At 71.1% G+C, this 14,168-nt stretch carries 12 protein-coding genes; 8 read left to right on the plus strand and 4 right to left on the minus strand.

Annotated elements, in window-relative coordinates; all coding sequences use genetic code 11:
- Positions 1–8 precede the first annotated feature (8 nt).
- Both ABZ876_RS01790 and ABZ876_RS01795 read left to right on the plus strand, forming a co-directional pair.
- On the plus strand, positions 9–251 hold the full coding sequence (locus ABZ876_RS01790) for an exodeoxyribonuclease VII small subunit (RefSeq protein ID WP_361772704.1): 243 nt from the start codon (positions 9–11) through the stop codon (positions 249–251).
- Positions 252–427: 176 nt separating this feature from the next.
- Positions 428–1,018 (plus strand): malonic semialdehyde reductase, encoded by a 591-nt coding sequence (locus ABZ876_RS01795; protein ID WP_361772707.1) that lies wholly within the window; start codon positions 428–430, stop codon positions 1,016–1,018.
- Positions 1,019–1,154: 136 nt separating this feature from the next.
- Here ABZ876_RS01795 and ABZ876_RS01800 read toward each other — a convergent pair whose 3' ends face one another.
- Entirely contained in the window at positions 1,155–1,676 is a 522-nt protein-coding gene (locus tag ABZ876_RS01800) for a DUF4245 domain-containing protein (RefSeq protein ID WP_361772709.1), read from the minus strand.
- Positions 1,677–1,802: 126 nt separating this feature from the next.
- On the opposite strand from ABZ876_RS01800, the gene glpX reads away from it, so the two are divergent.
- Positions 1,803–2,837 (plus strand): class II fructose-bisphosphatase, encoded by a 1,035-nt coding sequence (glpX, locus tag ABZ876_RS01805; protein WP_361772712.1) that lies wholly within the window; start codon positions 1,803–1,805, stop codon positions 2,835–2,837.
- Positions 2,838–2,959: 122 nt separating this feature from the next.
- Here glpX and ABZ876_RS01810 read toward each other — a convergent pair whose 3' ends face one another.
- Positions 2,960–3,325 (minus strand): WhiB family transcriptional regulator, encoded by a 366-nt coding sequence (locus ABZ876_RS01810; RefSeq protein WP_361772715.1) that lies wholly within the window; start codon positions 3,323–3,325, stop codon positions 2,960–2,962.
- A gap of 159 nt (positions 3,326–3,484) precedes the next feature.
- The gene (locus tag ABZ876_RS01815; protein ID WP_361772718.1) at positions 3,485–4,171 is read right to left on the minus strand and encodes a DUF1707 domain-containing protein; all 687 of its coding nucleotides are present in this window, start codon (positions 4,169–4,171) and stop codon (positions 3,485–3,487) included.
- A gap of 212 nt (positions 4,172–4,383) precedes the next feature.
- On the opposite strand from ABZ876_RS01815, the gene ABZ876_RS01820 reads away from it, so the two are divergent.
- A complete protein-coding gene (locus tag ABZ876_RS01820; RefSeq protein ID WP_361772721.1) occupies positions 4,384–6,051 on the plus strand; it encodes a fumarate hydratase in 1,668 nt (555 codons plus the stop codon).
- Positions 6,052–6,187: 136 nt separating this feature from the next.
- Here ABZ876_RS01820 and ABZ876_RS01825 read toward each other — a convergent pair whose 3' ends face one another.
- The gene (locus ABZ876_RS01825; protein WP_361772724.1) at positions 6,188–8,812 is read right to left on the minus strand and encodes a LuxR C-terminal-related transcriptional regulator; all 2,625 of its coding nucleotides are present in this window, start codon (positions 8,810–8,812) and stop codon (positions 6,188–6,190) included.
- Between the two features lie 129 nt (positions 8,813–8,941).
- On the opposite strand from ABZ876_RS01825, the gene ABZ876_RS01830 reads away from it, so the two are divergent.
- The 4 genes from ABZ876_RS01830 to ABZ876_RS01845 all read left to right on the plus strand — a co-directional run bounded on the left by ABZ876_RS01830 (position 8,942) and on the right by ABZ876_RS01845 (position 14,132).
- Positions 8,942–9,418, plus strand: coding sequence for a DUF6294 family protein (locus ABZ876_RS01830; RefSeq protein ID WP_361772727.1), 477 nt, complete (start codon positions 8,942–8,944; stop codon positions 9,416–9,418).
- 127 nt (positions 9,419–9,545) lie between these two features.
- Positions 9,546–10,958, plus strand: a complete 1,413-nt coding sequence (locus ABZ876_RS01835; protein WP_361772730.1) for a class II fumarate hydratase — start codon at positions 9,546–9,548, stop codon at positions 10,956–10,958.
- An 83-nt stretch (positions 10,959–11,041) separates the two neighbouring features.
- On the plus strand, positions 11,042–11,734 hold the full coding sequence (locus tag ABZ876_RS01840) for a DUF402 domain-containing protein (protein ID WP_361772733.1): 693 nt from the start codon (positions 11,042–11,044) through the stop codon (positions 11,732–11,734).
- 274 nt (positions 11,735–12,008) lie between these two features.
- Entirely contained in the window at positions 12,009–14,132 is a 2,124-nt protein-coding gene (locus ABZ876_RS01845; RefSeq protein ID WP_361772736.1) for a SpoIIE family protein phosphatase, read from the plus strand.
- The last annotated feature ends 36 nt before the right edge of the window (positions 14,133–14,168 follow it).

Consider the following 14,168-nt stretch of genomic DNA (forward strand, 5'->3'; position numbering starts at 1 on the left):
GTGGGCGCATGACCAGCAAGACGGACGAGGTACTCGGGTACGAGCAGGCGCGGGACGAGTTGATCGAGGTCGTACGGCGTCTGGAGGCCGGGGGCACGACGCTCGAGGAGTCCCTGGCGCTGTGGGAGCGGGGCGAGGAGCTGGCCGAGGTGTGCCGCACCTGGCTGGAGGGCGCCCGCAGGCGGCTGGACGCCGCGCTGGCCGAGGAGCGCGCGGAGGCGGAGGACGGGGACGCGGAGACGGCCGGATGAACCGGTTGCGGGCCCCCGGCCCCCGGTGGTCTCGCGGCGCCTTCGTCAAGCGACGGTGACCTGTGAAGACGGTCACCTCGGGCACGGCTTGGTTGAACGTTGAACCTCTTCGGGCCTACTGTCGATGCCGCAAGCCGATCCCTCGGGATCCAGTGCCATCGTGAGAAAGTCCCTTTATGTCCCTCACTCTCGACCCCGCCGCCCAGGACCTGCTGTTCCGTGAGGCCCGCACGGCCAACACCTTCACCGACGAGCAGGTGACCGACGAGCAGGTCCAGGCGATCTACGACCTGGTCAAGTACGGCCCGACGTCCATGAACCAGTCGCCGCTGCGCATCACCCTGGTCCGCTCCGCCGAGGCCCGCGAGCGTCTCGTCCGGCACCTGGCCGAGGGCAACCAGGCCAAGACGGCCGCCGCCCCGCTGGTCGCGATCCTCTCGGCGGACAACGAGTTCCACGAGGAACTTCCCCACCTCTTCCCGCACTTCCCCCAGGCCAAGGACGCCTTCTTCGGCGACCGCTCGGTGCGCGAGAACAGCGCCCTGCTCAACGCCGCCCTCCAGGCCGCGTACTTCATCGTCGGCGTCCGCGCCGCCGGTCTCGCCGCCGGCCCGATGACGGGCATGGACTTCGAGGGCGTCCGCAAGGAGTTCCTGGACGACGACCACACCCCGCTGATGGTCGTCAACATCGGCAAGCCGGGCGACGACGCCTGGCACCCGCGCTCCCCGCGCCTGGACTTCGACCAGGTCGTCACCACGGTCTGACCCCGTCCGGCACATGGGTAAGGGCCCCCGTCAACGGCGCCGGGGGCCCTTAACCCATGTGCCGGAACGAAGACCACGAAGACCACCAAGACCACGAAGACGCGGTCTCCTGCCGGGTTCGAACGAACCCGGGGGCTCACCCCGTCCTCAGCGCCTCCGCCATCTTCGTCAGCTGGGCGAACGGCGCCGTGCCGGTCACCACGGTCGTGGAACCCTTGCCGCGGAGGACGAGCGCGTCGTAGCGGCCGCCCGTGTAGCGCTGCCAGGTCTGCCCGCCGATGTTCTGCGTGGCCTTGGTCTCGTGCGCGCCCTGGCTGGCGTCGTCGATGAACGCGGCCGCCCGCTGAGTCGACTGCTCGATGGCCACGTACTGGCCTTCGGGGTCCTGGAAGCCGAGATGCCAGGCGTCGTAGGGCTCGCCCTGGAAGCGCACCGAGGTGGCCTTCCAGGAGCCGGCCAGGCCCTCGGGCGCCGCCACCGGGTAGGCCGCGGAGCGGCGTGCCGTGAGCAGTTCGACGCGGTAGTCCACCCGCTTGAGATCGGGAGCGTGGTCGTCATGGGGGATGAAGAGATAGATGACGCCCGCCATCAGCCCGATGAGGGCCAGGGAGAGGACCATGTCCCGGACCGTGTGCTGCTTGCCTTTCGTACCTGCCACGCCCCTATCGTCGCAGGTACAGGGTCTGCTCATCCGTTGGGCCCCCTGCTCATTTCGTCTGCCTAACGATAGAGTCGGGGACATCACCCTCATCCGGCCGTCGTCGTATCAGAAAGGTGCGCTCCGATGACCGAGAATCATCACTTGCCGTCCGAGCTCGAAGTTCCCTCCGAGGCCCCGGACCGTAACCTCGCCCTGGAACTCGTCCGGGTCACCGAGGCCGCCGCCATGGCCGCGGGCCGCTGGGTCGGCCGCGGCGACAAGAACGGCGCCGACGGCGCGGCGGTACGCGCCATGCGGACCCTCGTCTCCACCGTGTCGATGAACGGCGTCGTCGTCATCGGCGAAGGGGAGAAGGACGAGGCCCCGATGCTCTTCAACGGGGAGCGGGTCGGCGACGGGACCGGCCCGGAGTGCGACATCGCCGTGGACCCGATCGACGGCACCACGCTCACGGCGAAGGGCATGCCGAACGCGATCGCGGTGCTCGCCGCCGCCGACCGCGGCACGATGTTCGACCCGTCCGCCGTCTTCTACATGGACAAGCTGGTCACCGGTCCCGAGGCGGCCGACTTCGTCGACATCAACGCCCCGGTCTCGGTGAACATCCGCCGGGTCGCCAAAGCCAAGAACTCCACACCCGAGGACGTCACCGTCGTCATCCTCGACCGGCCGCGCCACGAGGGCCTCATCAAGGAGATCCGGGAGACCGGTGCGCGCATCAAGCTGATCTCGGACGGCGACGTCGCCGGCTCGATCCTGGCGCTGCGCGAGGGAACCGGCATCGATCTGCTGCTCGGCGTCGGCGGCACCCCGGAGGGCATCATCTCCGCGTGCGCCGTGAAGTGCCTGGGCGGCACCATCCAGGGCAAGCTGTGGCCCAAGGACGACGAGGAGCGGCAGCGGGCCCTGGACGCGGGCCACGACCTCGACCGGGTGCTGACCACGGACGATCTGGTCTCCGGCGAGAACGTCTTCTTCGTCGCCACCGGCATCACGGACGGCGAGCTGCTGCGCGGCGTGCGCTACCGCTCGGAGACGGCCACCACCGACTCGATCGTCATGCGCTCGAAGTCGGGCACGGTCCGCCGGATCGACTCGGTGCACCGGCTGAGCAAGCTGCGCGCGTACAGCGCGATCGACTTCGACCGCGCGAAGTAGGAGTCCGGCCGCGGAAGCAGTCCGGTCGCGCACAGCAGGCGGGACCCCGTCCGGGACCCGCCCGCCCCTGACCGGGGGCGCCCTCGGTGCGGAGAGGGCGCCCCTTTATCCGTTGCGCGTCCTCAGCCGGCCGCCGCTATCGTCCCCCGTGCGGCCTTCTTCAGCTCCATCTCGCGGCGGCGGCGCCGGGCCAGCACCACACGGCGCTCGGCGGCGGTCAGACCGCCCCACACCCCGTACGGCTCGGGCTGCAACAGCGCGTGCTCCCGGCACTCGACCATCACCGGGCAACGCGCGCAGACGCGCTTGGCCGCCTCCTCGCGGGACAGCCGGGCCGCGGTGGGCTCCTTGGACGGAGCGAAGAACAAGCCGGCCTCGTCACGCCGGCACACCGCCTCCGTGTGCCACGGGGCGTCCTGATCCCTGTCTGGCACCCGCTGAGGCGGAACGTCAGCGACCTGCAGGGACGAATGCGGCGGTTGCAGCACGGTCTACTCCTGACGACGGCTTCGCGAGCGAGAGACGATGCAGCAAGGCCTACCCGCTGTGCGCGCGCCTATGCACTGAGTTCCCAACCGCTGACATTCCAGTGGCTGCTGAGGCCATCGGTACGGGAGGCCCGTACCGAAGCGTCAGGTTCCCACCCGTCAGCGGTCCAGGTGTTTTCGCAGAGTCCGGTCCACCTTGCCCGACACCCGGTCGAGGATGTCCGCGACCAGCTTGCCCCGCTTGGGCCGCGCCTCCACGTTGCCCAGGACGGCCCAGCCGTCGACGTAGACGACGGGCGCCTGCGGCTCCTCCGAGTCCAGCGTCTGCACCTCGAAGTTGCCGAGGACCCCGCCGCCGGTGCCGCGCAGCGACACGTTCTCCGGTACGCGGATCTGGACGTCTCCGAAGATCGAGACGGCCTTGATCACGACCTGCTGGTACTCGAAGATCGCCTCACTGAGGTCGATCACCACACTGCCGAAGACCGAGTACACATGCAGCCGGCGCCCGGCACGCCAGCGGCCCTTGCGCACGGACGCACTGAAGACCGCCACCACGTTCTCGTCGGCCTCGGGCGGAACGGCGCCGGCCGCCGGGCGGTTCGGCGCATAGCCGTGCACGGCGCCCGGGCGCCCCTGGTGGGCGGCGGGCAGGTCCCGGATGAAGACCTCCAGCTCGCCGACCGTCTTGGCGTTCAGCACGCCCTCGACGCGCTCGGCGTGCTCCTCCGCGGTCAGGCGGCCCTCGGCGAGGGCGTCGCGCAGCATGTCGGCGATGCGGTCACGGTCGGCGTCCGAGGCGCGCAGCTCGGCGACGCGGGCTCCGGTCTGCTTCTGAAGGTCCACGGCAGCAGCGTACCCAAACGCGATAGATCGCGACTACCCCCAGTCGCGACCTGTGGAAAACCGTTACGGTCCGGCGGGCGCCCGCACCGGGAACCCGGGCCGTCGCCCGAACTGAGCCTTACCTCACAGCTTCGTCCCCGACGGCAGGTTCTACGCTGGTTGGCGCCCGCCAACGGCGGCGGGCACCATCGTCGAGTGAGGAATGGGCTGAGATGCCTGAGTTCGCGTACACCGATCTGCTGCCCCAGGGCGAGGACACCACCCCCTACCGGCTGGTGACCTCCGAGGGTGTCTCCACCTTCGAGGCCGACGGGCGTACGTTCCTCAAGGTCGAGCCCGAGGCACTGCGCAAGCTCGCCGCAGAGGCGATCCACGACATCCAGCACTACCTGCGGCCCGCCCACTTGGCCCAGCTGCGGCGCATCATCGACGACCCGGAGGCCTCGGCGAACGACAAGTTCGTGGCCCTGGACCTGCTGAAGAACGCGAACATCGCGGCGGCCGGCGTGCTCCCCATGTGCCAGGACACCGGCACGGCGATCGTCATGGGCAAGCGCGGGCAGAACGTCCTCACCGGGGGCGAGGACGAGAAGGCCCTCTCCCACGGCATCTACGACGCCTACACCAAGCTCAACCTGCGCTACTCGCAGATGGCTCCGCTGACCATGTGGGAGGAGAAGAACACCGGCTCCAACCTCCCCGCCCAGATCGAGCTGTACGCGACGGACGGCGGCGCCTACAAGTTCCTGTTCATGGCGAAGGGCGGCGGCAGCGCCAACAAGTCCTTCCTCTACCAGGAGACGAAGGCCGTCCTGAACGAGGCCTCCATGATGAAGTTCCTGGAGGAGAAGATCCGCTCGCTGGGCACGGCCGCCTGCCCGCCGTACCACCTGGCGATCGTCGTGGGCGGCACGAGCGCCGAGTACGCGCTCAAGACCGCCAAGTACGCCTCCGCGCACTACCTGGACGAGCTGCCGACCGAGGGCTCCGAGCTGGGGCACGGCTTCCGTGACAAGGAGCTGGAGGAGAAGGTCTTCGAGCTGACGCAGAAGATCGGGATCGGCGCGCAGTTCGGCGGCAAGTACTTCTGCCACGACGTGCGCGTGGTGCGCCTGCCGCGCCACGGCGCCTCCTGCCCGGTGGCCATCGCGGTCTCCTGCTCGGCCGACCGGCAGGCGGTCGCCAAGATCACGGCCGAGGGCGTGTTCCTGGAGCAGCTGGAGACGGACCCGGCGCGCTTCCTGCCGGAGACCACGGACGAGCACCTGGAGCAGGACGGTGACGTGGTCCGCATCGACCTCAACCAGCCGATGGACGACATCCTCGCGGAGCTGACCAAGTACCCGGTGAAAACGCGACTGTCGCTGTCCGGGCCACTGGTCGTGGCGCGCGACATCGCCCACGCCAAGATCAAGGAGCGGCTGGACCGCGGCGAGGAGATGCCGCAGTACCTGAAGGACCACCCGGTCTACTACGCCGGCCCGGCCAAGACCCCCGAGGGCTACGCGTCCGGCTCGTTCGGTCCGACGACGGCCGGCCGCATGGACTCCTACGTGGAGCAGTTCCAGGCGGCGGGCGGCTCCAAGGTGATGCTCGCCAAGGGCAACCGCAGCAAGCAGGTCACGGACGCGTGCGCGGCGCACGGCGGCTTCTACCTCGGCTCCATCGGCGGCCCCGCCGCCCGCCTCGCCCAGGACTGCATCAAGAAGGTCGAGGTCGTCGAGTACGAGGAGCTCGGCATGGAGGCCGTCTGGAAGATCGAGGTCGAGGACTTCCCGGCGTTCATCGTGGTGGACGACAAGGGCAACGACTTCTTCAAGGACCCCGCGCCCCAGCCGACGTTCACCAGCATCCCGGTGCGCGGTCCGGGGCTGGCGTAGCGTCTTCGGGGGGCCGGCGGGGGACGGCCCGCGGCGGAGCCGCCGACGGATAATGCGTCCCCACCGCCCCCCTCCGCCACGCCGCCCCCTCCGCCACGCCGGACGGGCCGAGTGGTGCCGTCGTACGAACAGGGAATCAGCCGTCCAGGAGCAGCGCGGCCAGCTCCCTCCTGTTGGTGATGCCGAGTTTGTTGCCGATCCGGTAGAGGTGGCCTTCCACCGTGCGTACGGACACGATCAACCGGTCGGCGATCTGCTGGTTGGTCAGGCCACGGGCCACCAGGACCGCTATCTCGCGCTCCCGCCGGGTCAGCGGCACGGGCCGGGCCGCCTCCAGCAGCGCGGGCGTACGGACCCCCTGGCACGCCTGAGCGAGCCGGTGGGCCCGGGCGGCGGCGGCATGGGCCGGGGCTCGCTCTCCGCGGCGCAGATGCGTGCTCGCGGACTGTGCGGCGGCATCCGCGGCGGACAGCAGGTCGCCCGTCTCCTCCCATCGGACCGAGACGGCGCGCAGCCCCTCGCCGTCTCCGGAGCTCAGCGCGGCCGCATGGGCGGCGGCAGCCCGCACCCGCGGGCCGTCGACCCGGCCGGCCAGCTCGGCCAGCCGCCCGGCGACCGAGGCGTCCCCCAGGCAGACCGCGGTCTGCAGAGCCAGTACCTCGTGCGCGTACTGGCCGCGCCGGGCCGCGCCGTCGGCTCCCTCGTGGGCCAGGGTGATCGCATCGCTGAGCGCCCCCTCGACTGCCGTCACCCATGCCCGTACGAGGGCGAGTTCGGGATCGAGGACGGCGAACGACGGGCTCCGCTCGGCCTCCAGCTCGGCCAGGGAGCTTCGGGCGCGCGGCAGGTCACCGGTCAGGGCCAGGGCGCGGGTCAGCGACAGCAGGCAGAAGTACACGAACCCGCCGGCGTTGCCGTGTTCCCGCAGGCCCACGAGCGCCTCCCGGAGCCGGCGCGCGGCGTCGGCCACCCGGCCCCGCGCGAGTTCGGCATCACCCATGATGAAACCGCTGAGTTCGTTGCCGAACTCCTGGTCCTTGACCTCTTCCCGGAACGCGGCCGCGAGGTTCTCCGCGTCCCGTAGGTAACCCGCCAGGCTCAGCCCCGTCGTCTGAGCCATGGTCAGGGGTGCGCGAAGGAAACCGAGTTGACTCGACCGGGCCGCTGCCTCACGGCCCCGGGCAGCGGCCGGGGCCATTTCGTCGGCGCGGCCCGTCACTCCCAGAGCGGCAACCAGCCCGACCGAGGCCAGGATGACCGGCTCGTCCGGCAGGTCCGGGGCGTCCAGTGCCGTGGTGGCGCACTCGACGGCGCGGGCCAGGCGCCCCTGGGTCGCCTCGAGGTAGGCGCGCAGCGCGGTCAACTGGAGCCTGAAGCCATCCTGCTCGACGCGTGACTCCGCTTCGCCCAGGACGGCTTCCGCCTCGGCGGGCCCGCTCGTCACATAGGCCAGGGCCGGCACTCTGACGAGGGTCGCCCGTACGAGTTCGGCATCCGTGACGGCCATGGCGGTGAGCACGGCCAGCTCGTCCTTGACGTCCTCGTGGCGGGTGGTGGCGGCGAGGGCGGTCGTGACCAGCAGCTGCGCCTCGAACCCGGCGCCGGCGGCGACCGCCCTCCTGGCCAGCCGTTCGACCAGCGGCATGTCCATGAGAAGCGCGGCATGCGCGGCCGCCTCGGTGAAGAGCGCCGGATCCGGCGGCAGGTCCGAGTCCACGGCGAGCACGGCCCGGCGCAGCGTGTTGTCGCCGTGGTGTTCGGGGTGGTCGGCCAGCGCCATGGCCATCCGGCCGCGCAGCCGGCGCGCGCGCAGGGTGCCGAGGGCCGCGCGGCGCGCCTCACCGTAGAGGGGGTGGGCGAGCCCTGCCCAAAGGGTGTCTCCCGCCTGTTCCACTGTCACCAGCCCCCGTGCCTCGGCCTCCTCGATCGCCGCCGCGTCCGCCAATTGAACGAGGAGCTCGATGTCGAAGGGCTCACCGAGTGCGAGCAGATCCACCACATCCCTCAGGGGGCCGGAGAGCTCGCCCATGCGCGTCGCGACCAGGTCCGCGAGCACCGGTGAGACGGACGGCGTCCCGGACCACCGCCAGGTCCCCCGCACACAGCGCAGGTTGCGCGCCTCCAGCTCGCTCTCGACCACATGGCGCAGGATCAGAGCGTTGCCCCGGGTCAGTTTCCACAGCCGGCCTGCGGTGGTGCTGTCCACGGGCCCGCCGAGAACCGCTTCGAGCGCGGCGGCGGTCTGCGGTTCGGACAGCGGCTGCACTTCCAGCCGTTCCAGGTGTCCGTCCTTCCACAGTGCCGTCACGGCGTCCGGTGCCGGGCAGCCGGCCCGCACCGTGATCACGACCGCAGCCGCCTGCCGCAGCACCAACTGGTGCACCAGCAGTGCGGAGAGGTCGTCGAGCAGGTGCGCGTCGTCCACCGCGACCACCGCTCCCGCCGGCCCCGCGCCGTGGAGCAGCGCGTCCAGGGTCCGGTTCAGCGTCCAGGAGGCGTCCCCGCCGCCGGGTTCGGTCCACGCGGCGAAGGCCCCCAGCGGCAGTGCCCTCGCCGAAGCCGTGCCCGTCGCCCATCTGGTGACGGCCCCGCGTCGCACGGCCGCGGCGACCGCTTCCCGGGCGAGCCGGGTCTTGCCCACCCCGGCCGCTCCCGAGAGCAGCACGCCCCGCGTGCCACGACCGCTCCGCCCCGCCCTGTCGATGAACTGCAGTTCTTCCGTACGGCCGGTCAACGGCCATTCCCGCCCCGGTTCCCCCACACAAGGATCCTACAAACCAGGACATCCATCCCGAAGCCCAATTCGAGTAGCCAACTACTCGTGACCGCCCGTACCGGCGCCCTGATCCTGGTCCAGCACCCCCACCAACGGTGAGGAAAGGAACATTCAGTGAGCAACATCCGGAGCACCGGCGTGATCCGTCGGCCCCGCAAGCTCGTGGCCACCGCCGTGGCCACCGCCGCCCTGACCGCCGGCGCCCTCGTCCCCACTGTGGGGACGGCCGAGGCCACGGTCCACGCGCCGGCCTGGAAGTCATTCACATGGGGCACTCTGCGCAGTGGCGACTGCACCATGTTCTCGGGTGCGAGGTGGACCGTGTACCCGGACGGCACGGCTTACTTCCGGGCCACGGTCACCAGTAGCGGCAACCGCGACGCCTGGCTGATGCGAGTACGCCTGAAGGACAGGAACGGAGCCGTTCTCACGGCTCTGCGCAACGCGCGCATCCAGGACCCGGCGAGCCCGACCAAGTTCGTCAAGAACCTGCCCGACCACACCCAGCGCTACGTATGGACGGCGAAGGGCACCTTCGACCCCGGCTGGTACGACGACATCCGGCGCATGTCCCTCGTCAACAGCTGCTGACCGCAGCCCACGGCAACTCGCCGCCGATCCTGCCGCGACATCGGCAGCAGCACGTCGGATCCTGGAACGGGAGTACGGGAATAGTCCTCGCACGTCATGTGCTCCCGTTCCAGGAGGTATGACGACGATGACCACTACGGCCGAGGCGGACGGCAGCCGGCGATACCGCACCGAGCACGATTCCATGGGCGAGGTCCAGGTCCCCATCGACGCCAAGTGGCGCGCCCAGACCCAGCGCGCCGTCGAGAACTTCCCCGTCTCCGGACAGCGGATCGAGCGCGCGCACATCGAGGCGCTTGCGCGGATCAAGGGTGCCGCCGCAAAGGTCAACGCGGAGCTCGGCGTACTCGGCAAGGACATTGCCGACGCGATCCAGGAGGCGGCCGCCGAGGTGGCCGAGGGGCGGTGGGACGAGCACTTTCCCGTCGATGTGTTCCAGACCGGGTCGGGCACCTCGTCCAACATGAACGCCAACGAGGTCGTCGCCACCCTCGCCAGTGAGCGGCTCGGGCGCGACGTGCATCCGAACGACCACGTGAACGCCTCACAGTCGTCCAACGACGTCTTCCCGTCGTCCGTTCACATCGCCGCCACCGCGGCCGTCATCCAGGACCTCGTCCCCGCCCTCGAACACCTCGCCGCCTCTCTGGAACGCAAGGCCGGCGAGTTCGCCGATGTGGTGAAGTCGGGGCGGACTCATCTCATGGACGCCACACCCGTGACACTGGGCCAGGAGTTCGGCGGCTACGCCGCGCAGGTGCGGTACGGCATCGAACGGCTGAACGCCTCACTGCCGCGCCTGGCCGAACTGCCGCTGGGCGGCACCGCGGTGGGCACGGGGATCAACACCCCGCCCGGCTTCTCCGCCGCCGTCATCGCCGAGGTCGCCCGGGCCACCGGACTGCCGCTCACCGAGGCGCGCAACCACTTCGAGGCCCAGGGCGCGCGGGACGGCATCGTCGAGACCAGCGGGCAGCTGCGGACCATCGCCGTGGGACTGACCAAGATCGCCAACGATCTGCGCTGGATGGCCTCCGGTCCGCGCACCGGGCTGGCCGAGATCAGCCTGCCCGATCTTCAGCCGGGGTCCTCGATCATGCCCGGCAAGGTCAACCCGGTCATCCCCGAGGCCGTCCTCATGGTCGCCGCGCAGGTCATCGGCAACGACGCGACCATCACCACCGCGGGCGCCTCCGGCAACTTCGAGCTGAACGTCATGATGCCGGTCATCGCGAAGAACGTGCTGGAGTCGATCCGGCTGCTGGCAAGCGTCTCGCGGTTGCTGGCCGACCGGACCGTCGACGGCATCGCCGCCCACCGGGAACGCGCCCGCGAGTACGCCGAGTCGTCGCCCTCCGTCGTCACCCCGCTCAACAAGTACATCGGCTACGAGGAGGCCGCGAAGGTCGCCAAGAAGGCACTCGCCGAACGCAGGACGATCCGTCAAGTGGTCCTGGAGGAGGGCTATGTGGAGCGCGGCGACCTCACGCTCGAACAGCTTGACGAGGCGCTGGATGTCCTGCGGATGACGCGCCCGTAACGTCCTGCGACGACTTGCCCGCCCCCGCGTGAACCGCGACGGCCGCCGCTGCGTCGTATGCCTGGGGCACCTAATATCTGTGCATGGCAGACGGTGGAGCGGTGAGACGAGTGGAAGCGGGCGGGTCGGCGACGTACTGGGCTCCAGGGGACCGGATCCTGTGGCGGTACCGCGAGAACGGCGGTCCGCACTTCCACATCGCACGGCCGGTCACCGTGGTCAGGGACGACGAGGAGTTGCTCGCCGTATGGATGGCTCCCGGCACCCAGTGCGTCAAGCCGGTCCTCGCCGACGGCACACCGCTGCACGCCGAGCCGCTGGAGTCCCGCTACACCAAGCCGCGGATCGTGCAGCTCGACCGCTGGTTCGGCACGGGCGTACTCAAACTGGCACGGCCCGGCGAGCCCTGGTCGGTGTGGCTGTTCTGGGAGCCGGGCTGGCGGTTCAAGAACTGGTACGTGAATCTGGAGGAGCCGCTGGCGCGCTGGGCCGGCGGCGTCGACTCCGAGGACCACTTCCTCGACCTCTGTGTCTATCCCGACCGCAGCTGGGGCTGGCGCGACGAGGACGAGTTCGTGCAGGCACAGCGGGACGGCCTGATGGACGCGCGGCTGGCCGGCCGGGTGCGGGAGGCGGGGCGGTCCGCGGTGGCGGTGGTCCGCGCCTGGGGAGCGCCCTTCTCGGACGGCTGGCAGCACTGGCGCCCGGATCCGTCCTGGTCGGTGCCGCCGCTGCCGGAGGACTGGGATCGCATGCCCGCGTACACGGCCTCATGAGACCCTTGTTGCGCCCCCGCGGTACAACCGTAGGATCGTCCTCCGCAAGGGCACAGCACAGCAACTCCCACAGTATGCGCTGAGTTTGATCGAACGTCATCGAGGGGCGGCAGGACGTGAGCGTGGGGTACGAGGGCCACACAGGGACGGCTCGGCCGTCGGGCGGTTCGGCGACGGCCTGTGACCATGCGGGAATTCCGTTCCTGGGGCACGTATTCCGGGTATCGGCTTCTCGGCGGGACCAACTGCACGCACGGCGCGCAGCCCCGGACGGATGGATTCGACACGCGTGACGGAGCACCCGACCTCCCACGAACGCCCCCAGGCGGGCGCCGGCCCCGCGGACCCCCGCGGGGCGCTCCTGCGTACCCCGGAGCCGCTGCCTTCCGCGCCGGCCCCCGCATTACCCGCACAGACCCGGACCGGCGGCGTGTCCGCCGCTCCCTCCGTGCCCCTGCCCTGCGCCCAGCACGGAGCGCCGGGCAACCAGGGCGGAACGCCCACCCCGCTGCCCGCGGCGGACGGAGCCGAGCATTCCCAGCCGGCCGCCGACGAGCCGGACGCGCACCGGCCGCGACCCGTGCCCGAGGGCGGTATTCCCGTCCAGCCGGGAGCCGGGCAGGATCGTGCCTCCCACCTGCCCGGGGGCAAGGACCGGCGCAGCGGGCAGACACCGCCGCCGCACGGGCCCATGCCGATGCGGCGCGACGGGGACCGGCTGCGTTTCGTGGGCGCCGCGACCCGGCGGATCGCCCGCGGCATAGACCTCGACGAGATCGTGATGGGCCTGTGCCGGGCCACCGTGCCGACCTTCTCGGACACGATTCTCGTCTATCTGCGCGACCCGCTGCCGGTCGGTGACGAGCGGCCCACCGGGCCCCTGGTGCTGCGGCTTCGGCGCACCGACCGGATCCCGCAGGAGCGGGACCTGGACGACGGGATCCTGCCGGTGCCGGCGGTGGAGAACTCCGGGGTCGCGGACCGGAGCAACGAGCTGTGCGAGGTGCTCCCGGGCGGAGCGCTCGCCGAGGTGCTGCGCGGGGTGCGGCCGGTGTTCGCGGACGCGCCCGCCGCCCGGGCCGCGCTCCCGGAGCTGCTCGGCGACGATCTCGCGATCCCTCCCGGTCAGCGCGCGATCCTCGCGCCGCTGCGGGGGCGGCGGCGGGTCATCGGTGCCGCCCTGTTCCTGCGCCGCCCCGAGCGGCCGGCGTTCGAGGCCGACGACCTGCTGGTGGCCGCGCAGCTCGCCACCCACAGCGCGCTCGGCATCGACAAGGCGGTGCTGTACGGCCGTGAGGCGTACATCGCCGACGAGCTTCAGCGGACGATGCTGCCGGAGACCCTGCCGAACCCCACGGGTGTGCGGCTCGCCTCCCGGTATCTGCCGGCCGCCGAGACCGCACGGGTCGGGGGCGACTGGTACGACGCCATTCCGCTGCCCGGCAGCCGGGTCGCGCTCGTCGTCGGTGACGTCATGGGCCACTCCATGACCTCCGCGGCGATCATGGGGCAGCTGCGGACGACGGCCCAGACGCTCGCCGGGCTGGACCTGCCGCCGCAGGAGGTGCTGCACCACCTCGACGAGCAGGCCCAGCGGCTGGGCACCGACCGCATGGCGACCTGTCTGTACGCGGTGTACGACCCGGTCGCGCACCGCATCACCATCGCCAACGCCGGTCACCCGCCGCCGGTGCTGCTGCATCTGGGCGGCCGGGCGGAGGTGCTGCGGGTACCGGCGGGCGCCCCCATCGGCGTGGGCGGGGTCGACTTCGAGGCGGTGGAGCTGGACGCCCCGGCGGGCGCGACCCTGCTGCTGTACACCGACGGGCTGGTCGAGTCCCGGCTGCGGGACGTGTGGACCGGTATAGAGCAGCTGCGGGAGAAGCTCGCCGCGACCGCCCAGCTCACCGGCGCGGACCATCCGCCGCCGCTGGAGGCGCTGTGCGACGAGGTGCTCGACATGCTCGGCCCGGGTGACCGGGACGACGACATCGCGCTGCTCGCCGCCCGCTTCGACGGGATCGCGCCGAGCGATGTCGCGTACTGGTTCCTGGAGCCCGAGGACGCGGCCCCGGGCAGGGCCCGGCGTCTCGCCCGGCGGGCGCTCGCCCGCTGGGGCATGGAGGAACTGACGGACTCGGTGGAGCTGCTGGTCAGCGAGGTCGTGACCAATGCCGTGCGCTATGCGTCACGGCCGGTGACGCTGCGGCTGCTGCGTACCGATGTGCTGCGCTGTGAGGTCGGTGACGATGTGCCGCAGCTGCCGCGACTGCGGCAGGCCCGGGCCACTGACGAGGGCGGGCGCGGCCTGTATCTGGTCAACCGGCTGGCCCGGCGCTGGGGCGCGACCCGGCTGAGCACGGGAAAGGTGGTCTGGTTCGAGCTGAACCGGGGGTGAGGCCGAGGCCCCCCGGGGGCCGGTCCATGGCCCGGA

Origin of the sequence: Streptomyces sp. NPDC046931, assembly GCF_040644655.1 — a bacterium.
Classification (GTDB): Bacteria; Actinomycetota; Actinomycetes; order Streptomycetales; family Streptomycetaceae; genus Streptomyces.